A 20,102-nucleotide genomic window follows, 5' to 3' on the forward strand; every position below is an offset into this window, starting at 1 on the left:
GCTCGCCAACCGAACCTATGCCTCATCGAGATCGTTCACCGGCGCCGGCGTTGGGCATGGGTAATGACGAACCCGGCGAGGAACCCGATCACTGCGGCACTCAGCAACAAAGGAGTTTTGGCCTTCGGGGTTCTCCATCCGCCTTCGATACTTCGCCGACCAATCGGCGGTTCAAAGAGGTTGCCTGAAGACTTCGCTGCGCCAGGACTACGGTTCAATCCCCAGCGCGTGAGCCATCCCGATAGCGCCGGTAACCCAGGCATCAGATAGCTGGCCAAATGCGCGAGGCGGGCGCTTGCACCGACAGTGGTGTTGGCGTGAGGTGAAAGAGCGCAGGCCACCATCGCCTTTGCCACGAGCTCTGGATCGTAGATGGGCCCTGGCGGTTTGAGCGCATGGCCTGTGTAGTTGCCGCCATCGCGCAAGCCCGGGGTATCCATTACGGCTGGGTAGATGTCACAGACGTGGATGTCGGGGAATTCAGTGAGCTCGCCCCTGAGTGCCTGAGTGAGCCCGCGCAAGCCGAATTTGCTGGCTGAGTAGGCTGCGGCATAGGGTTGTGCAACCCAGCTCCCTAGCGACAAGGTGTTTATCAGCGTACCGCTGCCCTGTTTCTTGAAGTAGGGGAGCGCTACGTAGGCCCCTCGAAGGTAACCCACCAAGTCGGTCTGGATGACCTGCTCATGGGCTTCGAGCGGCGTCTCCTCGAAACTGCCCACCGCACCCACGCCCGCGTTGTTTATCCAGATGTCTATTCGGCCATGACCAAACTCGGCAGCACGTTCCGCCAAGGCGAGTACCTGATCGCTCTGGGTCATGTCGGTCGTTACGGCGACAGCATCGGTGCCGCAATCGGTGCATTCGTCCAGCGTTTCGAACAACGCCTGCTCATCTCGTGCGGCCAGAACCAGACGCGCGCCTTTGCAGGCAAAGGCATGGGCTGCGGCGCGGCCTATGCCACTGGACGCTCCGGTGATCACCACCACCTTGCCGCGCAGCGGACCTCTGATCGGCGAGTGAGTCAACGGGGGCGGCTCATCGGCGGGTGAAATGGGCTCGCTTATCGGCGCCGTTAAGGTCTCACTGGCTTCGATGCGCGAGAGCTGGAGGGGGGTACCGTCCACAAGATTCAAGGTCAAGTCGCTGATGGTGCCGGCCACCCGCCCAGGGAAAATGGGCTCGCCTTCAGCATCGAGACTGTCGTAGATGAATCGGTCGCCTTCCAGCCATCCGATAGCCGTCAGAAGCTCTGGGCTGAGGTAATACTTGCCGTCTTGGAAAAAGCCTGGGAACTGATGGGCGCGTTCAAGGTTTTCAACGCTGTACCGTTCACCTGGCTTCATGCCTGTTGCTTGATCAATCATGGTGCAAGCTCCCTGAAACGTGGGGGGTATGCAGGGGAAGGCTGTTAGGCGGGCAAAGTTCAGAGCAACTGGTTCAGTGGTGGTGTGATGCAGGCATGGATGACGTGACAAGCACTTCGAAGCTGGTTCCCTCGACAACCTGAGAGCATGGTGAAGGGACAGGCGCAGCACTTGGACCCCTGCGGTATGGCGCATTAAGCCGTTATGGCAACGCCAGTCGTCAATCGGGGTGAACGGAGGCAACGGAGTCAGGCTCAACCTGGAAGATTCGCTTTCTCACTCCACCCGCCCTAGGACCTTCAAAATGCCCAGCTACCTGTACTTGATCAGCTATATCCTCGACAACCAGCCCGGTACTTGCGAGTTCCGCAGTGACCAGGAAGACCTGAGCCGCGAAGCTGCGCGCGAATACTTGCAAGGCCTGTACCGCAACGAAGCGTCTTCATTCACCGATGTGCAAGTGCAGCGTCTTGAGCATGACCACGAGCCCGGCACATCGCCAGGACACTACCAGCAACCCTGAGGGGTTGCCGGGATGAACGCGATAATCGAAATAAGCCAGGCAGAGCGCCGACTCGTCTCTGGCGCCTCTTGCTCGGCGCTTTGCGCTTATTGAACGACGACCTGCCTTGACGACTCCATTGCAGCAACACAGTGCATTCGGAATGCCATGATGATTCATCTGGGGTGCGCGGGCTGGAGCTTGTCCCGCCAGTACGCCGACGAGTTCCCGCTGCCGGGCAGCCACCTGCAGCGCTATGCCGCGCGGCTTGATGCCGTGGAGATCAACAGTTCGTTCTACCGTGCGCATTTACCTGCGACCTATGCCCGTTGGGCTTGCTCGGTTCCGGAACATTTTCGCTTCGCCGTCAAGCTGCCCAGGCTCATCACCCACGAGCTACGCCTGGAAGGCTGCGAGGTTGCGCTTGATGCGTTTCTTGGCCAATGCCGGCAATTGGGGGACCGCCTGGGCTGCCTGCTTGTTCAGTTGCCGCCGTCGCTCGCCCATGATGCCGGGCGCGACCGGCGTTTCTTTGAAGCCCTGCGCGAACACTATGTCGGGCCGGTAGCGGTCGAGCCCAGGCACGCCAGTTGGCAAGCGGCGCAATCGATGCTGATCGACTTGCGTATTGCCCAGGTGGCGGCGAGCCCTTCACGCTTCGCTGCCGACGCGCAACCCGCTGGCTGGCCTGGATTGGTCTACTGGCGCTTGCACGGCGAGCCGCGGATCTACCACAGCGAGTATTCCCAACAATACCTGCAACAGCTGGCTGAGCGGCTGCAGCGCAGTCACGCTGCAGGTGCAGATACCTGGTGCATCTTCGACAACACGGCCTCCGGCGCAGCACTGGGTAACGCGCTGACGCTTGAGCGGTATCTGCGCTGATGCAAACCGGATCAAACTTTTTGGCTGCGTTAGGGCTCTTCTGAGAACACATTAGACCGCGAGGAACAGTCCATGAAAGCTGACGATGGCAAGAACGGCGACAAAGTCCCACGGCCGCTCTCTTCTGAAGAAGCACAGCAAGGCGAGCGGGTGCCAGGCCCGGTGCTTGAGCGCCCGGACCAGGATACCGAGGCGGTGGACAAGGTCATTACGCCCACGTCTATCAAGGAACAGGAGGAAAAGACGCGCCAGATAGAAAAGCGTTTGGCCGAGGTCGACAGGAAAGCCCGTCGCTGAATATCCGTGCAGGTGGCCGGGCGCTACGCCCGGTCGCGTCCTTTCGGCAGCGCTGAAGATGAACGGTTGATCGTTCTTACGCGCATCGCCGCCGCCCTTATTCGCTTGTTCACGGACTGAGTAAGGAATTCATTCGCCTCCCGGAAACACACCTTTTGGTGGTGGTTACGAGTGGACGATGCCAAAGCGTGCCGCTTACGCTTTGGGCTTGTCCCAGTCGCTACGCGTCGCAGCCGTCAGCCATCCCAGTCATCAGGAGGGTTGCCGCGGCCCAGCATCTTTTCGAATACGGCGTAGGGATCGGTTTTGCTGCCTGCGGACCGTAGGGTATTTTCGTCGTTGCCCCATGCATAGACGATGACCTTGGATCTTGAGTCGTAGCGAAAGAACAGCCGAAAGCGCCTACCGATTTTTGCCCGCCGCCAATGTCGATAAGCGGTGCCGAGCGTGCTGGCTTGGCGGAACTCATCGCGGCTTGGGTCTGAATCGCCCCTGGTTTCCTAGACGCTCTCCAAGCGCAGAAAATAGCGTTTCTCATGCTCTACTGGAGACAGCTGCATAGCGCTGCTGGGTTATAGAACATCTCGATGTAATCGAAAATATCACTTCGGGCTTCGTTGTAACGCTGACGACTCATGGCACCTCCTAGTTGGGCCTCATTATGAGGCCCAACTAGGAGGTGTCTAGGAAACCAGGGGCGCTTCATTTTGCGTATAGTGAACACACTCTAATCTTGGGAAATTTGAATCTGATACTCAGTGACAATCAAAGCGGCCGGACAAATGAGCCGATCAACCATCGGTGGGCGAAACAGGCCTCCTCTGTAGAAGTATTGAAATCTTTGAAGGGGTAGGCCCCATGAAGGCGTCGCATGGGCGATACAGCACCCACGCTGCCATTTCATCGGAACGGCGTTGTTGTACGGTAGTCGCGCGGCTCCTCCAGCTCACCCAGGGTCACGAACCCTCGTAGTGCAAATACCGCGACCAGCAGCACGATGCAGCAGGCGACAAATGTCAGCTTGCGTCTTGTCTGCGCAGGGTTTTTTCCGGCCTTGGCATACATCCGTGGCAACAGCTCGATTTTGTGTGAGCGGGCGTGAAGCCAGACCGCAGCGATATGTCCGGCACTCAGGGCAAGCAGTCCGTAGGCGAGCGCGGCATGCAGGACATAGGCCCACGGCGTCGAAGCCCAACCCAGCACCTGCTCGCGGGTTGGGAACAACTGTGGCAGTTCTATGCCGAAGTAGGCGTTACCGTATTCATGCAGGTCTGCGATGGCGATGCCGGTCATGCACACGGCCACTACCATCAGGTAGATCGCTGCATGGCCTGCGAGCGCGAGCCTCCTGTCGCGCAGCGGCATTGCCAATGGCGCTGCCGGAGCGGGCTGGGTGAGTTTTACCCCCAGCCGTAGCAACAGCAACATCAGCAGGGTGTAGCCAACCGACTTGTGAAAGTCGCGAATCAGTCCCTGGCGATCTTCGTCGACGAAAAACGGTACACCTTCGATGTTGGTTACCAGTACGCCTGTCAGCCACATGATGATGAACCCCCAGGCCATGATCCAATGCAAGGCCCTGAGCATGGGGTGGTAGTACAGTGGGCTGTCGGAACGGGGGAGGCTTGTTGTTTTCATGGGAGCTCCTGTCACGGTGGGTTGAATGACGCGCACACATCCGTGTAGCGCGGGCATGCGCTCATGATGTCGAGTGGGCAATCAGTGGTTCGAGAAGTGCACCCGGGCTACGAAGCACCCTGGCTCACGGTTCAGTTCCAGGCGCCAGCCGCAATGGCTGCTCAGGCGCTGTGAAATGTCCAGGCCGTAGCCGAACCCTGGAGTGCCGCTGTCACCTGGGAACAGCGCATTGGCCAAGGTCAGGGTCGAGGCGTTCGCCTGGATCTGCAGGTAGCGTTCGCCATGCTGGACGGCATTTCCAATCAGGTTGGTGATCAGCACCTGCAAGACGTTGGGCGGCGCATCGATCACCGTGTCGGCCTCGACCTGCAGATCGATCCGCTGTTGCTTGCCGGCCAGGCGACCTTCGAACTTCTGCAAGCAGGTTTCAAGCATTGGCCGCAGCGCTACTGGCGCGGTAGGCATCTGCTCGCTTTCTCGGCCAAGGCACAGGAACAACTGCACCATCATTTCCATCTCGCCGCTGGCCTGCTCCAGGCGGTCGATGTTGCGTGCGCGCTTTTCTGCGCTGCATTGCGGCAGGCGGATCACTGCCAGCGCGTTGCGCATGACTGCCAAGGGGGTGCGCAGCTCATGGCTGGCGTGGCGAGTAAATGCACGCTCACGGTCCAATGTGCTGTGCAGACGGTCTACCAATTGGGTCAGGGCACGGCTCAGGGTACCGATTTCATCATCGCGCTCATGTCCGGGCAGCTCTTTTCCCGGCAGGCAGCCATCCTTCACGGCCTCGGCCAGACGCGTTACCGGCAGGGCCAGGTGACGAGCGCCGACCACCGCCAGGCATGCCCCGGCAATCACTACCAGTCCGGCGACGGCCCACAAGATGCTGCACAACAGGCTGATGTGATTGCCAAGGGAACTGAGCAGGGATTCGTCGACTTCGACATACAGGTTCTGACCGGCTGCCGGTATATGGACGACCCGCACATGGGTGCGCTCGTCATCCAGTTCGTAGCTGCCAGGCAAAAACGCACGGTATGCCTGGGGCAGGTCGGTGTCGTCGGCCCAGTAGCTGCGCATGTAGCTGGTCGTGGGCAGCATTGCTTCGCTACGATTGCTGGCGTAAATCTGCTCGAACCGCTGCACCTCCTGATCGATGTAGCCGTTGACCACGTAGTCTTCGGTCATGGTGATCGAAGTGAACACCAGCACGCTGTAGAGCAGCACCACGAAGGCGGTGAACGGTAACAGGATGCACAGTACCCGGGCGAAAAAGGAGCTAGTCGGGGATGGCAAGGCGGTACCCTCGGCCGTGTACGGTCTTTATCAGTTCGCGCTTGAAGGGGCGGTCCAGCACCTGGCGCAGTCGGTAGATATGCGTGCGCAGCGAATCGCTTTCAGGCGGTTCATCGGGCCACAGCGCGCTTTCGAGCTGTCGTCTGCTGACTGCATTCGGAGCCGCTTCGGCGAGCAATGCCAGCAGGCGGATGGGCACAGTCTGTAGATCAATGACCACGCCGTCGCGGTGGACCTGGTTGCGCCGCAAGTCGATCACCAGTTCTGCGCAACGCAGCTGTTCTGCGTCTGCACTCAGCTTGCCGCGACGCAACAAGGCCTGTAGGCGACACACCAGCTCCTGGGGCTCGAAGGGCTTGACCAAGTAATCGTCGGCCCCTGCGTCGTAGCCGTCCAGCTTGTCGGCAAGGGTGTCGCGAGCGGTCAGGAACAGCACGGGCGTGTGGTCCTGGCGTTTGCGCAGCGCCTTGCAGGCATGCAGGCCATTGAGCTTGGGCATGGTGATGTCCATCACGATCACGTCGTAGCGCTGAAGCAGGGTGCGTTCGAGGCAGGTCTGGCCATCGAAAGCGAAGTCGACTTCGAAGCCGACCTCGCTGAGGTAGTCGGCCAGCGAGCCGGCCAGAGCATGATCGTCTTCGACCAGCAGTATCTCAATCATCGTGGCTGAACCTTTGTTGACGACAACTGGCGGTGTACTGCGCTCGAGCTGCAGAGACACCAGGCATCGACCGCAGCCTGGATGTCGGCATCGATGCCCGAGGGCACCTGATGGTCGGTTCGCAGCAATGCTCCATTCAGGCATAGCACAAGAATCGAAGCTGTTGAGGCAGCCCACTTCATGCAGACACTCCAGCGTGTAGGTGTGGCTACCCTAACGAAGCGAATGTGACATGAATGTGATCTGGAGTGACGTCCGGTTCACAGGCGTGCTGCCTAGCATGGCGGCATGACCAATTCCTCGATCCTTTCCCCTGCGACCATCGTGCCAGCCCTGAGACGCTACCTCGGTGCGGGCGTGCTGGCGACCCTCGTACACCAGCTGGTGTTCGTGCTTGCCCTGCAGCTGGGACAACCCCTGTTGGGCAGTGTCATTGGCGCGGCAATCGGCGCGCTGATCAGTTTCCTGCTTGCCCGCCGCAGCTGCTTTGCAAGGCACGACGGCAAGCGTCTGCAACCGCGAAAGTTCGTTTGTGTCGCCCTGATGCACAACCTGTGCAATGCGCTGGCGATGGCCCTGCTCCTTCAGGCCACCTCCCTTGCGCCAGGCCTGGCCCAGGCCCTGACTACCGCCAGCCTGACCCTGGTCGTTTTCTTCATCCACCGTCATTGGACCCATAGCCATGCCGATCTCCCCCTTGCCTGTCGCGGACACTGAGCCGCGCGTGAGCATCATCGTGCCCTGCTATCAGGAAGAGCAGGTACTGCAGACATTCCACCAACGCGTTGCTGCGGTCATCAACCGTCTGCCCGTGTCTTGCGAGTTGCTCTACATCGATGATGGCAGCACTGATGCAACCCCTTATCTGCTGCGTCAGTTCAGAACCCATTCGTGGGTCCGCTGCCTGCGCTTGAGTCGTAATTTTGGCAAGGAGGCGGCGCTCAGGGCCGGGCTCGATCATGCACGCGGCCAAGCATTGATATTCATCGATGCCGACCTGCAAGACCCCCCGGAGCTCATCGCCACGATGGTTGATCACTGGCTGCAGGGGTATGACGTGGTGAACATGCAGCGGGCCCGGCGCGACGGGGATGGATGGCTGAAAAAACTCACTGCCACGCTGTATTACCGGACCATGCGTGTGCTGATGGCGCAAGGCAGCCTACCAGCCCAAGTCAGTGATTTCAGACTGATAGGGCCCGCAGCAGTGGCAGCTCTGCGGGCGATGCCCGAACAGGTTGGTGTATTCAAACTGCGGGTGGGGTGGGTCGGCTTTCGCAGCATCGAGCTGCCCTACGCACGCGTGGGCCGGGTTGCGGGTACGAGCAAGTGGAACTATCCGGCACTCCTGGACTTGGCGCTGGAAGGTGCGCTGGCCTTCTCACGCAAACCGCTGCGCTGGTACAGCATTGCCTGTGCGTCGACGTTTCTGATCTGCAATGGCGTGCTTCTGACGGCCATCTTGGCGGGTAGCGTCTCGCTGCTGCATGTGCTGTTGGGCGTGACGGGTTTGCTCTGCCTTGGGGTGGCCATGCTTGGCGAATACCTGGGGGCAACCTTGTTGGAGGTCAAGCGTCGTCCGTTGTACCTGCTGCAGACCGAGCGCGAGCGGGGCACCGAGCATGAGGTTCGCAACGGGGTGGTGCACCACGGGGGTCGCCCATGATTGCGCGGTTGCGAGTGCCGCTGCTCTGGGGCGTGTTGATCACGGTGTTAGCCCTGCGTTTGGTGGGCTTGGGCGCCTATCCCCTGATGGACACCTCCGAGGCGCGCTACGGCGAGATGGCGCGCAAGATGCTTGAGCTGGGGGACTGGATCACGCCGATGTTCACTTATGAGCTGCCGTTTTGGGGCAAGCCGCCCCTGTCGTTCTGGACCCAGGCGGCAAGCATGCAGTGGCTGGGTGTCAATGAGTTCGCGCTTCGTTTACCCGCCTGGGTGATCCAGGTGTTCAGTTGTCTGTTGATCATTCATGTCGCCCGGCGCGAGCGTAGCCTCGCCGTGGGCGTGCTCGCCTCGATTATCTACAGCTCCTGCTCCCTGGGCTTGGTCGCCAGCGGCGTGGTCCTCACAGACCCGACCCTGGGTTTTGGCCTGCTGCTGGCCTATGTCGGCTTCTGGCGTGCCATGGCACGCAATGAAATCGGCGCGGCGCGTCTGGGGTTCGCCGGGCTGGGTTTAGGGTTGCTGGCCAAAGGGCCTCTGGTGCTGGTGTTGTTCGCCGTACCGGCGCTGGCATGGGTCGCCTTCCAGCAGCAATGGCGACAGCTCGCTCGGCTGCCCTGGCTGAGCGGCCTGCTCATTTTGCTGGTGCTTGCGCTGCCCTGGTATGTCCTGGCTGAAATCAAGACTCCAGGATTTCTCGACTACTTCCTGGTGGGGGAGCACTGGAAACGCTACGTGATCAGCGAATGGAGCGGAGATCTGTACGGCAACGCCCATGCCAAGCCTTTGGGCACTATCTGGCTGTACCTGCTGGGCGCGTTGTTCCCCTGGAGCCTGTTGCTGCCGGTACTGTATCTGCGGCGCAGGAGTGCCCCCGTCGATGCGTTCGGTCTATTTCTCTGGTTCTGGGCGCTGACGACTCCGGTCTTCTTCAGCCTGGCCGGTAACATTCTCTGGACCTACGTGCTGCCGGCGCTGCCCGCGTGGGCGTTGTTGCTGGCCGATAGCCTGATCCGTGACCGGGGAATCGCCGAGCGCCCGATCATCGCCACTGCACTGGCCTTGCCTGTGCTGGGCTTGTTTCTGATCGTGCTGGGCAACCTGGACCAGCGCCCGCAGAACCAGCGCGAGATCGTCCTGGCCTGGCAGCGGGCGAGCCTGATGCAACCTGCACCGCTGTTCTACCTCGGGCGGCGCTCCTATTCCGCCGAATTCTACAGCGCCGGCCAGGTGCACCATGCCAAGTCGGTGCTGCAGTTGCCCACTGACTCGGTGTTCTACCTGACGCGGCGACTGCGAGACCTCACGTCGCCGCTCCCCCCTTCGCTGGACTGCCACCCGGTCGCCCAAGCCAATGCCAGTGAACTGTTGCGCTGCCAGGCGATACTGCTGGCGGTGTCTTCCCATGCTCCGAGGAATACCACGCAATGACACCCACCCTCTCGAACCGACTCTATCCTTGGGGCTGCATGGCCGTTGTGCTGGGGTGCACGCTATGGCTTGTGACCCATTTGCAGCTAGGCGAACAACTGGGGCAGTTGTGGCAGCGATACACGGTAGCTGAACCCATACGCCAGCGCAGCATCTGGCTCGGGCAATACCAGTTCATCGAGCGTTTGCGGTTACCCGGCATTGATGCGAATGCTTCGGATATCGTCCATGTCCCCGCGCTGCAGCGCTACTTCGTGTTGGTGAACAAGCCCGCCGGACTTTTCGAGTACAGCGAAAGTTTCCAGCTGATGGCGCGCTACGACCTGCCGGGTTTTGAGGACCCGGAAGCGTTGAGCTACGATGGCAACGGCCATTTGCTGATCGCCGAGGAGCGACGCCAGACAGTGGTAAGGCTGGCGATCAAGCAACTGTCCCAGCCAATCGTACGCGCTACGTTGCCCGCGTTCGAACTCGGTGAGCGCGCTGACAATAACCGGGGTGTAGAGGGGATCGCTTTCGATTCGGACAGCGCAGTGCTGTTCGCCTCCCGGGAAAAACAGCCTATGCGGCTGTTCGAAGTGGTCAATGGCGTCCCGACCGCCGATACGCCGTCCAGGCGTCTACCCCGTACGCAGTTGTCGGCTTTGGTCTTGTGGCGTTTGCGCTTGAGCGATATCTCGGCGCTGCATTACGACCTTCAGACCCGGCACCTGCTTGTGCTCAGTGACGAGTCCAAGCGCCTGGTCGAGGTCGATAGCGGTTATGCGCCGTTGAGCTTTCTGGATTTGCAGCGTGGATTGCATGGACTGGACGAGAGCGTCCCTCAAGCCGAAGGTGTCACCTTGGGGCCACGGCGAGAGATCGTGATAGTTAGTGAGCCGAACCTGTTGTACAGGTACAGGCGCTGATGGCGGGTCGCTGCGCTGCGTCGGGGCCGGAGAACCTCATGACTTCAGGTACTGGAAGTTTTGCGGCGCTTGGTGGAACTCAGTTACAAACTATCCGGATCTCCGAAGAACATCTGTATCCGCGACCGCAACCACCGCTCCGCCGGGTCGTTGTCCTGCGCCCCACGCCAGGCCATGTGCAGTTCGAAGGTACGCACATCCAATGGCAGGTCTTCGGCGCGCAGGCCGCCGGCGGCGGTGAGGGTTTCTGCTGCATAGTCCGGTACCGTGGCGATGATGTCGGTGCCGGCGAGCAGGGTGCCGAGGCCGTTGAACTGCGGCACGGCCAGCACCACATGGCGCTTGCGACCGATTTCCTCGAGGGTCTCGTCGATGAAGCCGGAGAGGTCGCCGGCGAACGAGACCAGCGCATGCGGACGGGCGCAGAAGTCGTCGAGGGTGATGTTGCCCGGTACGCTGTCGGCGCGCAGCAGCTTCGGCTTGCTGCGCCGCAGCACCTTGCGCTTGGCGTTGGCCGGGAGGTCGGCGGTATAGCTCACACCCACCGAAATCTCCCCAGAGGCGAGCAGCGTCGGCATCAGCAAATAGTTGACCCGCCGTACCACCAGGACGATGCCTGGCGCTTCGGCGCGGATGCGCTTGAGCAACTGCGGCAGCAAGGCGAACTCGGCGTCGTCCGACAGGCCGATGCGAAATACCGAGGTGCTGGTGGCTGGGTCGAAGTCAGCGGCGCGGCTGACGGCGGTGGAGATCGAATCCAGGGCCGGTGAGAGCAGGGCGAAGATCTCGTGGGCGCGAGCCGAGGGCTCCATGCTGCGCCCGGTACGGACGAACAGTGGATCGTCGAACAGGTTGCGCAGACGTGACAGTGCCGCACTGATCGCCGGCTGGCCGAGAAACAGTTTTTCGGCTGCACGGGTTACGCTGCGCTCATGCATGAGCGTCTCGAACACGATCAGCAGGTTGAGGTCTACGCGGCGCAGGTCGTTACGATTCATCGGTGCGTTTCGCCTTGCTCAGGTGGGTCGGGGTGAATATTAAGGCCAAAGGCTGTTACCCTGCACGGGTTTACGGGAGCCAATGCAGCGATTTGCCCGTAGCCCAATCAATGACAGGCATGTCGACTATTAACGGCCACTGATGGTCTAACGTGCAAAGCCCGGATAAAGTCCGTGGTAATACGAGGTTCACAAAGGCGAGGTATGCGATGTCCCGCATGATCCGTTTCCACAAGTTCGGCCCGGCCGATGTGCTCCGTTGCGAGGAGCAGGCCGAGCCGTCTCCCGCAGCGGGCGAGGTGCAAGTGCGCGTCGAGGCCATCGGCCTGAGCTGGTATGACGTGCTCTGGCGCCAGAACCTGGCACCGTCGCAGGCGCGCCTGCCGGCAGGGATCGGTCACGAAATGGCCGGGGTGGTCACGCAGGTCGGGGAGGGTGTCGACGATATCGTCGTGGGCGACCGTGTCGCCAGTTTCCCGGCGACCAGCCCCAATGAGCATCCGGTCTATGGGGATGTGATCGTGCTCCCCCGCACGGCCATTACCCGCTATCCCGAGCACCTCACCCCGGTCGAGGCCAGCGTGCATTACACACCGCTGCTGATTGCCTACTTCGCCTACGTCGACCTGGCGCGGGCCAAGGCTGGGCAGACGGCGCTGGTTACCGATGCCAGCCATTGCGCAGGGCCCGCCTTCGTGCAGTTGGGCAAGGCCTTGGGCCTGAAGGTGTTCGCCGCCACCAAGGAGCCGGAGCAGCGTGAATACCTGCTGGGCCTGGGGGCTGACAAGGTGATCGTCACCGAGGAGCAGGACCTGCTGATGCAGATCGGCAAATACACCGATGGCCGCGGTGTGGACATGGTCCTGGACGGCATGGGTGGGCCGCAGATGTCGCTGCTCGGCGATGTGCTTGCGCCGCGTGGCAGCCTGGTGCTGTACGGCCTGCAGGGTGGTAACCAGACACCATTCCCGGCTTGTGCGGCATTCCAGAAGAACATCCAGTTCTACGTGCACTGCATTGGCAACTTCACCGGCAAGCCGGAGCTGGGTATTGCCCAGGACCAGGTCGCGCTGCAGCGGGCGTTGCGAGACATCAACCAGTTCACCGCCGACAAGCTGCTGACGCCGCAGATCATCAAGGTCTACCCGTTCGAGCAGGTTGTCGAGGCCCATCGCCTGATGGATGAGTGCCCATGTGGTGGGCGGATTGTGCTGGACATGGGATCTGCGTGATTCCAGCGCGTCGAGTTGCATGAAAAACCGGGCTTAGGCCCGGTTTTTTTCTGATATTTCCTACAAAAAATTAATAACTATCCGACGTAATAACACTGCCGCGGCAACGACGGTTAATTGCCACTGCGGCCATGATTCCATGCTTGGGTTTTTCTTTATTGTCTGTAGATCAATGCTGCACCACTGAATGGTTTTTTTACCAGGATCTGTATCTTTTATTCAGTCGACAACCCTCGATAATGGCGCTGTGATACTTGGCGCGGCTCGGCGGAATCAAGTACGTGGCCACTGCTGGTGAGGCACAGGGCGCATGCAGGGCATGGTAATTGCTCTTGCTTCCAATGAATGCCGGCCTGTTGTTGCTTAGAAATCTCCCAATGTTTTGTGGGAAAGTTCTTTGAAGTGAATCGCGACTTGTTTCTTACGTCGGTTAATGCCGGCTTTCTTTGTGCTCAAGGAATGGAGTGGACTATATGAGTAATATCCATGAGCAGGCCATGCACTACATATACCAGCAAGTACTGGATCGTCTGCTGGAGCATATGTCCCAGGCGCAACGGGCCTGCGTGCAATTGCTGATCCAGCGTCTGCTGGTGGCGGCAGGTGGTGTGGAGTACATCGGGGACTTCCGTGTGCTGGTCATACACGGGCATGACCGATGTAACACACGCCTGCTGGCATTTTTACGTGCTGCGCAACTGAGCATCGCGCTGCGAGCGCCCGATACCTTTCGCCTGCAAGTAGTGATCGCGTGCCAGCCCGCACCGGGGGCAGCAGTGCTTCGCAGCCTGGAGAGCACCTTCAATGCACTGTTCCTGCAGGATGACCCCCGTGTGGAGTTACTGCTGGCTGGCGGCCAACAACTGCAGCCTTTCAGCCGCCACGCCGCGACGGTTGCCGGCACACCGCTGGAGCGCGAGGCGCTGCTGACGTTCGGTCATCTTACTGCCGGGCGCCCAGAATCCTTGCTAGGCAGCCGTTTGTACCTTGAACTGGCCGAGACGCTGCGCTGCGTCCTGTCCCAAGGGACGCTCCCCAGCGCGCTGGTCACGGCGATCCCGGTGCGGCAGCGGCGTCGGTACCTGGCGTGGAGTCGCACGCTCATGCGCCTGACCGGCGAGCGCGGAAGCCATGCCATGCACCAGTGCGCCGCGGTGTTGTGCGAAACGCTGGGGCGCCTGCGAACGCTGGCTGCCAAGCCGACGGAGCATGTCGAGGCAAGAGTTCCGTCATGCCAGAGCGAGGCAACCTTGCGAGTGATCGCGGTCGATGATCTGATCAACGACAGTCGAGCGGACGACACGTTGTTTCACATGCTGGGTATCGAGTTGCCTGTGTCGGCTTGTGAAGAGCCGCTGGCCGCGTTTTTCGACCCGATGTACCTGACACACCTGCAGCGGCTGCGTGATCAATGGCAGTTGGGCAAGTGCGACGCCGTCCGCTCGGGGGAGGGCAGGCACCTGTTTCAGGAGGCCTTTGCGATCGACGACAACCAGTTGACCTGTCTGTTGTACGCCCCGTTCGCCGAGCAGGGCCGTGGATTGCCGGCATTCCTGCAGCGTTGTCACCCGGCCATGCGTGTCGCACTGCCTTATCTGCACCGCGCGCTTCAGGGGCAACCCTGCCCGGAAGCCGTGGTCCATTGGCTGATTGGCACCAGCGGGCTGAGCCTGGCACAGTTGCGGGTCATTTATTCGGGTGAGCTCCCGCAGACGGCATCACGCCTGATGGCAAAGCTGACACGGCGCGATGTGCGGTTGCGATTGCTGGGACGCCCCTCGCCCCGGGCCGAGATGGCGCAGGCCGCCAGTTGATGGGGCGTTCCGTGCGGCGCGAGTTCGCCTATCAAACGGTCTATCGCTACCTCGAAACGCTGATCAGCCATGCCTGCGAGGGAGGGGACCCGCGCTTGCCATCGCTGCGTGACCTGGCCCGGCGCCTGCGGGTTTCCCTGGCCACGGTGCAGTATGCCTACAGCCTGTTGGAGCGCGAGGGACGGGTACATTCGGTGCCCAAGTCCGGATATTTTGCACTGGTGCCAGCCGATGGGGGCGTCAGTGCGCCGAGGGCAATTGCGAGATCTGGCCAGTGCGCACCGTTCATTCTCCCGCCATTGCCATGTGAGGCGCTCGAGCCGCTGTTGCTGGCGCATGAGCGGCGTCTGGCGCGTCAATCCGCGACGACGCAGACCGGCAACGCGCTGTTGCGCAGTGCGCTGGCGGCCCGCCATACCCGTTCTTCCAGGCAGTTCTGGCGGGCTGAGGACGTGCATCTGGCGACGGATGTCCAGGCGCTGCTGCAGACATTGCTGCTTGCGTTGGACTTGCAGGGCGGCACGGTGCTGGTGGCGACGCCCTGTTGCTGGCAGCAGTTGCAGGTCTTGCAACAGCTGGGAGTGCGGGTTATCGAGTGGCCGTTGGATAACCAGGGGGGGCTGGATCTGGGTACCTTGGCGCAGTTGTTCAAGCGTGAAACCGTGCGCCTGCTGCTCATGCCGTCGTGTCTGGCGACACCTCCCGGACGCCTGATGTCGCTGGAGGAACAGCGTGAAGTGGCGCGTTTGCTCGCGGGATATCCGACATGGCTGCTGGAGAATGACCTGGATAGCGAGCAGTGTTTTGCCGCGCCACCTGCGACACGCCTGCGCGACTGGGTCGATCCGCACTGGCTGCTGGTCATGGGTTCGCTGGAAGGAATGATCGGTGCCGAAGCGCCCTATGCCTATGTGCTGAGTCGGCATCCAGCAGTGTGTGAGGCTTTCGTGCGCCGCAGCTTTGTGTTGCCCCCTCGGCGCCAACAGGCTGTGGCCTGTCTGCTGACCCGAGGTGATGTGGACAGTCATCTGCAGCAAATGCGCGACCGGCTGCAGTTGCGCATGGCGATTTTATGCCATGCCGTCGAACAGCATCTGGGCAGCCTGTTGGCGTTCAGCGTGCCTGAAGGCGGACGTGTGCTCTGGTGTCGCCTGGACTTGGCAGTGGATGTGCGTCAGTTGTTGGAGGCCTCGAATACCCCGGCGCTGCTGGCGGCGCCTGGAAATCTGTTCAGTTTGCAAGAGAGTTACGATCGCCACCTGCTGCTGGCCTGGCAGGGGGACGATGCAGGCGAGCTGGAGGATGCACTCGGGGAACTCGGGCAGCGGTTGCAGTGCTTGCGTGCCAACGCAAAGGACAGGTCGGACTGACCGTCGATCCGGCGCGCTTGCCAGGCGGCTGTATCTGTATGTATAACCAGTGCTCATGCCAGCCTGCGACGCCATGCCGTGATTGCCCATTCCGTCGAAGATCCGCTCTATTACCTGCATAACTTCCGCCAGGTGCTGAGGTGGGTCGAACACCGATACGCCGATATCCTTGACCCGCACGAGCAAGACTTTCTCCGAGTCTTCAGCGGGCTAGCCCAGCCGACGCAGGCACTGCTGGTGCGCATGGTCATGCGCAAAGGCGAGCTGTTTCGCGGCGACCGGCTTGAGTATGCCGAGATCGGCGACACGGACGCGGCCTTGCAGCCTTTGCTCACCCTGGGATGGGTCTGCCCGAGGCCGGTACTGGGTCTGGAACAGCTGTTCGCCTTGTTGCGCCGGGACGAACTGCTCACCTGTTTTGCCGATCACCTGGCCCATCCTCGCGCGACCAAGACCCAGTTGCTGGCCACGCTGCTGCCATTGGATCTGCCGGGCAGGCCTCTTTCTGCCTGGTTCGCGCAGGCGCCGGTGCAGATCCTGCAATGGCGCCTGCAACCCCTGTGCGACCGCCTGCGCCTGTTGTTCTTTGGCAATCTTTATCAGGATTGGTCGGAGTTCGTACTGGCCGATCTGGGCGTGCTGCGCTACGAGCAGGTGAACTTCAGTGCGGATTCACGCGCCTTGCGCCAGCGCGATGAGGTCGATCTGGCGATGGCCTTGCATGCTTGCGCCGAGCGTCTGGAGCAGGGAGAGGCGCCGAGTACGTTGCTGCAGGCACTGGAACGGGTCGACAGCACCAATCCCTGGCTGGCCCGGCGTCGTGCACGTCTGTTGTTTGCAATTGGCCAGCGCTGCGAGCGGCTTGGGCAGTGGGACCTGGCCTTGAGCGTCTACGATGGGCTCGACCACCCCGAGGCGCGCATTCGTCAGGTGCGCGTGCTCGAGCGCAGCGAGCAGTGGCAGAGGGCGCAGGCACTGGCGTCACACATGGCCCAGACCGTGGCCAATCCTCTCGAGAGCCAGGCGTTGGCGCGCATGCTGCCGCGCCTTGCACGCAAGCTCGGAGGGCCGCCCCGACGCCGCCCGTCGCCTGCCGCGCAAACGCTCATCGAACTGGAGTTGCCCGTGGAAATGGCCGAACGGGGTGTGGAGGAGGCGGTGCGCCTGCACTTGGCGCACGCTGACGGGGAGGTCCACTATGTCGAGAATACCTTGTTCAACAGCCTGTTCGGCCTCTTGTGCTGGGAGGCGATTTTCGCGCCACTGCCCGGCGCTTTCTTTCACCCTTATCAGGCGGCGCCGCAGGATTTGCACGACAGTGATTTCCTGACGCGCCGCGCCGCGCTGTTCGAAACCTGTTTGGGGCGGCTCGACGATGGCAGCTACCGACAGGCGATACGCGAATGTTTTGCCGCCAAGCACGGCCTGCAGTCACCGTTCGTGTTCTGGCAGGTACTGAATGAGGTGCTGCTCGAACAGGCCTTGGCCTGCATTCCTGCCGAGCATCTGAAGCGGTGTTTCCAGCGCCTGCTGCAGGATATTCGCAACAACCGCGCAGGCATGCCCGACCTCGTCCAGTTCTGGCCGGGGCAAGGGCGCTACCGCATGATCGAGGTCAAGGGGCCGGGTGATCGCCTGCAGGATAACCAGTTGCGCTGGCTGGACTTCTGCCGTGAGCACGGCATGCCGGTCGCGGTATGTCATGTGCGGTGGTGCGAGGTTGCGCCGTGAGTCTGAGTGTGGCGGTGCGTGCGCTGTGTGAGTTTGCTGCCAAGGTCGGTGACCTGGACTTGCGCTTCACGCCGTCGCCCACCGCCCAGCAGGGCATCGATGGCCATCGGCGGGTCGTTGCCCGGCGCGGGCCTGGCTACGAGGCGGAGGTGTCGCTGGAGGGCGAGTACCAGGGGTTGCGGGTGCGGGGGCGAGCCGATGGCTACGATCCGCTGCGCAATCGTGTGGAAGAGATCAAGACCCACCGTGGCAATCTCGACCGCCAGCCGGACAACCACCGGCAATTGCACTGGGCGCAGGCCCGGGTCTACGCCTGGCTGTTGTGCCAGTCGCGTGGGTTGGAGCGGATCGAGGTCACGCTGGTGTACCTGGATGTCGACAGCGACCGGCAGACCTTGTTCAGCGAGCCGCAACATGCCGCGCAGTTGCAGCAATTCTTCGAGGCCCTGTGCCAACGCTTTCTTGGTTGGGCGCAGGCCCAGGCCGCACGGCTGCGCCTGCGGGACAACGACCTGCAGGGGCTGGCGTTCCCTTACCCACAGTTCCGCCAGGGCCAGCGCCAACTGGCAGAAACCTTGTACAAGGCAGTGGCCACCGGTCGCTGCCTGATGGCCCAGGCCAGCACCGGTATTGGCAAGACGCTCGGCACACTGTTCCCGCTGCTCAAGGCCATGGCCCCGCAGCAACTGAACAAGCTGTTCTTCCTCACCGCCAAGACACCAGGCCGGGCGTTGGCGCTCGACGCACTGCGTCAGATCACCGACACCACTGCACAGCCCAGCCTGCGCGCGCTGGAGTTGATTGCCCGGGACAAGGCCTGCGAGTACCCGGGCAGTGCCTGCCATGGAGAGTCCTGCCCGCTGGCCAAGGGTTTCTACGATCGGCTGCCAGCGGCTCGCGAAGCAGCGTCTCAGGTGGTGTTGCTCGACCGTGTCGGCTTGCGCGAGGTCGCGCTGGCACACCAGGTCTGCCCGTACTACCTGGGGCAGGAGATGGCGCGCTGGGTCGATCTGGTGGTCGCTGACTACAACTATTACTTCGACGCCCATGCGCTGCTGTTCGGCCTCACCCAGCTCAACCAGTGGCGGGTTGCCGTGTTGGTGGACGAGGCGCATAACCTGGTGGAGCGCGGCCGCGCCATGTACAGCGCCAGCCTCGACCAGGGGCAGCTGCTCGCCTTGCGCAAGACCAAGCCGGCGGGCTTGAGCGGTGCACTGGAGCGCCTCAATCGCCAGTGGAATGCGTTGTACAAGGCTCAGGTGGCACCGTACCAGGCGAGTGAGCAACTGCCCGAGGCGTTCCTGCGGGCGTTGCAACAGTGCATCGGCCTGATTCAGGAGGGCATGGAGCAGGCGCCTGCGCACATCGAGCCGCAGGTCCTGCAGTTCTACTTCCAGGCTCTGCAGTTCAGCCGTGTGGCCGAGCTGTTCGATGAGCATTTTTTGTTCGATATCAGCCTGCGCAACGGCCCGCGCAGCCGTCGTCTGGCGACGCTGACCCTACGTAATGTGGTGCCCGCGCGCCTGCTCGGCCCACGCATGGCTGCGGCGCGCAGTGTCACGCTGTTTTCGGCGACGCTGGGGCCACGACAGTTCTACGCCGACTTGCTGGGCATGCCGGCAGATACCGCCTGGCTGGACGTGGCCGCGCCATTTCGTGCCGAGCAACTGCAGGTGCGTATCGTCAGTGAGGTCTCGACCCGTTTTCAGCAGCGCAATGCGTCCCTGGCACCGATCGTCGGGCTGATCGGCGAGCAGTACCAGCGTCAGCCGGGCAACTACCTGGCGTTCTTCAGCAGCTTCGAATACCTGGAGCAGGTGATGGCCCTGTTTGCCGAACGCTATCCTGAAGTGCCGTACTGGCGGCAGGCGCCGGGCATGGACGAGGCCGCACGCGAGGGATTCCTGGCGCGTTTCGTGGCGGATGGGCGAGGGATAGGCTTCGCCGTGCTGGGTGGGGCCTTCGCTGAAGGGGTAGACCTGCCAGGCACCCGATTGATTGGTGCTTTTGTCGCCACCCTGGGGTTGCCTCAGGTCAATCCGGTCAACGAACAGTTCAAGCAACGTCTGGCCCGGCAGTTTGGCAGCGGGTTCGACTACGCGTACCTGTACCCTGGCGTGCGCAAGGTAATCCAGGCGGCCGGTCGGGTCATTCGCGGCGACCAGGACCGTGGCGTGCTGTTCCTGATCGATGAGCGTTTCAATGAGCCGCGGGTACAACAGATGTTTCCCATCTGGTGGCAGACCGCTATCAACTGAGCCAGCCCCATCGCGCGCCGTTGCAACTCCCAGTACACTGCGCGTTCCAACA

General features: G+C 61.7%; 17 protein-coding genes and 2 pseudogenes. 12 read left to right on the plus strand and 7 right to left on the minus strand.

Going from position 1 to position 20,102, the window contains the following annotated elements:
• Positions 1-35: 35 nt before the first annotated feature.
• Positions 36-1,364, minus strand: coding sequence for an SDR family oxidoreductase (locus VA602_RS20610; RefSeq protein ID WP_323454173.1), 1,329 nt, complete (start codon positions 1,362-1,364; stop codon positions 36-38).
• Positions 1,365-1,668: 304 nt separating this feature from the next.
• On the opposite strand from VA602_RS20610, the gene VA602_RS20615 reads away from it, so the two are divergent.
• The 3 genes from VA602_RS20615 (at position 1,669) to VA602_RS20625 (ending at position 3,048) form a co-directional block, all read left to right on the plus strand.
• Complete coding sequence (locus tag VA602_RS20615) at positions 1,669-1,887, plus strand: hypothetical protein (RefSeq protein ID WP_323454174.1); 219 nt, start codon at positions 1,669-1,671, stop codon at positions 1,885-1,887.
• Between the two features lie 150 nt (positions 1,888-2,037).
• Positions 2,038-2,751, plus strand: a complete 714-nt coding sequence (locus VA602_RS20620; protein ID WP_323454310.1) for a DUF72 domain-containing protein — start codon at positions 2,038-2,040, stop codon at positions 2,749-2,751.
• A gap of 72 nt (positions 2,752-2,823) precedes the next feature.
• Positions 2,824-3,048, plus strand: a complete 225-nt coding sequence (locus VA602_RS20625; protein WP_065863576.1) for a hypothetical protein — start codon at positions 2,824-2,826, stop codon at positions 3,046-3,048.
• A 195-nt stretch (positions 3,049-3,243) separates the two neighbouring features.
• Here VA602_RS20625 and VA602_RS20630 read toward each other — a convergent pair.
• The 5 genes and pseudogenes from VA602_RS20630 to VA602_RS20650 form a co-directional block, all read right to left on the minus strand.
• Positions 3,244-3,530 (minus strand): annotated as a pseudogene (locus tag VA602_RS20630) (type II toxin-antitoxin system YhaV family toxin); the annotation flags it as partial.
• Positions 3,531-3,548: 18 nt separating this feature from the next.
• A pseudogene (locus tag VA602_RS20635) lies at positions 3,549-3,667 on the minus strand (IS3 family transposase); the annotation flags it as partial.
• A gap of 281 nt (positions 3,668-3,948) precedes the next feature.
• The gene (locus VA602_RS20640) at positions 3,949-4,686 is read right to left on the minus strand and encodes a cytochrome b (protein ID WP_323454175.1); all 738 of its coding nucleotides are present in this window, start codon (positions 4,684-4,686) and stop codon (positions 3,949-3,951) included.
• Between the two features lie 81 nt (positions 4,687-4,767).
• Complete coding sequence (locus VA602_RS20645; protein ID WP_323454176.1) at positions 4,768-5,982, minus strand: sensor histidine kinase; 1,215 nt, start codon at positions 5,980-5,982, stop codon at positions 4,768-4,770.
• On the minus strand, positions 5,966-6,643 hold the full coding sequence (locus VA602_RS20650; protein ID WP_323454177.1) for a response regulator transcription factor: 678 nt from the start codon (positions 6,641-6,643) through the stop codon (positions 5,966-5,968). Before VA602_RS20650 ends, VA602_RS20645 begins: the two co-directional genes overlap by 17 nt.
• Before the next feature lie 288 nt (positions 6,644-6,931).
• Between VA602_RS20650 and VA602_RS20655 the strand changes: the two genes are divergently transcribed.
• From VA602_RS20655 to VA602_RS20670, 4 genes are read left to right on the plus strand one after another with little or no spacing between them, the layout of a single operon-like run.
• Positions 6,932-7,360 (plus strand): GtrA family protein, encoded by a 429-nt coding sequence (locus VA602_RS20655; RefSeq protein ID WP_323454178.1) that lies wholly within the window; start codon positions 6,932-6,934, stop codon positions 7,358-7,360.
• Positions 7,361-7,367: 7 nt separating this feature from the next.
• A complete protein-coding gene (locus tag VA602_RS20660) occupies positions 7,368-8,309 on the plus strand; it encodes a glycosyltransferase family 2 protein (RefSeq protein WP_323454179.1) in 942 nt (313 codons plus the stop codon).
• Complete coding sequence (locus VA602_RS20665; protein WP_323454180.1) at positions 8,306-9,739, plus strand: ArnT family glycosyltransferase; 1,434 nt, start codon at positions 8,306-8,308, stop codon at positions 9,737-9,739. Before VA602_RS20660 ends, VA602_RS20665 begins: the two co-directional genes overlap by 4 nt.
• Positions 9,736-10,647 carry an SdiA-regulated domain-containing protein gene (locus VA602_RS20670; RefSeq protein WP_323454181.1) on the plus strand — a complete coding sequence of 304 codons (912 nt, stop codon included), beginning with the start codon at positions 9,736-9,738 and terminating at the stop codon, positions 10,645-10,647. The genes VA602_RS20665 and VA602_RS20670 overlap by 4 nt, the downstream gene beginning before the upstream one ends.
• A gap of 83 nt (positions 10,648-10,730) precedes the next feature.
• Here VA602_RS20670 and VA602_RS20675 read toward each other — a convergent pair whose 3' ends face one another.
• The gene (locus tag VA602_RS20675; RefSeq protein ID WP_054893748.1) at positions 10,731-11,645 is read right to left on the minus strand and encodes a LysR family transcriptional regulator; all 915 of its coding nucleotides are present in this window, start codon (positions 11,643-11,645) and stop codon (positions 10,731-10,733) included.
• A 209-nt stretch (positions 11,646-11,854) separates the two neighbouring features.
• Here VA602_RS20675 and VA602_RS20680 point away from each other — a divergent pair, with 209 nt between their 5' ends.
• From VA602_RS20680 to VA602_RS20700, 5 genes are all read left to right on the plus strand, one after another.
• Positions 11,855-12,877: a zinc-dependent alcohol dehydrogenase family protein gene (locus VA602_RS20680; RefSeq protein WP_063544696.1), complete on the plus strand. Its 1,023-nt coding sequence runs from the start codon at positions 11,855-11,857 to the stop codon at positions 12,875-12,877.
• Positions 12,878-13,350: 473 nt separating this feature from the next.
• The gene (locus VA602_RS20685) at positions 13,351-14,691 is read left to right on the plus strand and encodes a hypothetical protein (RefSeq protein WP_323454182.1); all 1,341 of its coding nucleotides are present in this window, start codon (positions 13,351-13,353) and stop codon (positions 14,689-14,691) included.
• Positions 14,691-16,061: an aminotransferase class I/II-fold pyridoxal phosphate-dependent enzyme gene (locus VA602_RS20690; RefSeq protein WP_323454183.1), complete on the plus strand. Its 1,371-nt coding sequence runs from the start codon at positions 14,691-14,693 to the stop codon at positions 16,059-16,061. Before VA602_RS20685 ends, VA602_RS20690 begins: the two co-directional genes overlap by 1 nt.
• 78 nt (positions 16,062-16,139) lie before the next feature.
• The gene (locus tag VA602_RS20695) at positions 16,140-17,792 is read left to right on the plus strand and encodes a VRR-NUC domain-containing protein (protein WP_197889599.1); all 1,653 of its coding nucleotides are present in this window, start codon (positions 16,140-16,142) and stop codon (positions 17,790-17,792) included.
• Entirely contained in the window at positions 17,789-20,050 is a 2,262-nt protein-coding gene (locus VA602_RS20700) for an ATP-dependent DNA helicase (RefSeq protein WP_323454184.1), read from the plus strand. Before VA602_RS20695 ends, VA602_RS20700 begins: the two co-directional genes overlap by 4 nt.
• Positions 20,051-20,102 lie beyond the last annotated feature (52 nt).

The sequence above is a fragment of the Pseudomonas machongensis genome (genome assembly GCF_034961125.1).
Classification (GTDB): Bacteria; Pseudomonadota; Gammaproteobacteria; order Pseudomonadales; family Pseudomonadaceae; genus Aquipseudomonas; species Aquipseudomonas machongensis.

Excerpts from the sequence above, each read along its gene's own strand:
- VA602_RS20675 (WP_054893748.1), bottom strand. The coding sequence starts at position 11,645 with ATGAATCGTAACGACCTGCGCCGCGTAGACCTCAACCTGCTGATCGTG.
- VA602_RS20685 (WP_323454182.1), top strand. The coding sequence starts at position 13,351 with ATGAGTAATATCCATGAGCAGGCCATGCACTACATATACCAGCAAGTA.
- VA602_RS20655 (WP_323454178.1), top strand. The coding sequence starts at position 6,932 with ATGACCAATTCCTCGATCCTTTCCCCTGCGACCATCGTGCCAGCCCTG.
- VA602_RS20610 (WP_323454173.1), bottom strand. The coding sequence starts at position 1,364 with ATGATTGATCAAGCAACAGGCATGAAGCCAGGTGAACGGTACAGCGTT.
- VA602_RS20615 (WP_323454174.1), top strand. The coding sequence starts at position 1,669 with ATGCCCAGCTACCTGTACTTGATCAGCTATATCCTCGACAACCAGCCC.
- VA602_RS20640 (WP_323454175.1), bottom strand. The coding sequence starts at position 4,686 with ATGAAAACAACAAGCCTCCCCCGTTCCGACAGCCCACTGTACTACCAC.
- VA602_RS20690 (WP_323454183.1), top strand. The coding sequence starts at position 14,691 with ATGGGGCGTTCCGTGCGGCGCGAGTTCGCCTATCAAACGGTCTATCGC.
- VA602_RS20620 (WP_323454310.1), top strand. The coding sequence starts at position 2,038 with ATGATTCATCTGGGGTGCGCGGGCTGGAGCTTGTCCCGCCAGTACGCC.
- VA602_RS20665 (WP_323454180.1), top strand. The coding sequence starts at position 8,306 with ATGATTGCGCGGTTGCGAGTGCCGCTGCTCTGGGGCGTGTTGATCACG.
- VA602_RS20650 (WP_323454177.1), bottom strand. The coding sequence starts at position 6,643 with ATGATTGAGATACTGCTGGTCGAAGACGATCATGCTCTGGCCGGCTCG.
- VA602_RS20625 (WP_065863576.1), top strand. The coding sequence starts at position 2,824 with ATGAAAGCTGACGATGGCAAGAACGGCGACAAAGTCCCACGGCCGCTC.
- VA602_RS20670 (WP_323454181.1), top strand. The coding sequence starts at position 9,736 with ATGACACCCACCCTCTCGAACCGACTCTATCCTTGGGGCTGCATGGCC.
- VA602_RS20680 (WP_063544696.1), top strand. The coding sequence starts at position 11,855 with ATGTCCCGCATGATCCGTTTCCACAAGTTCGGCCCGGCCGATGTGCTC.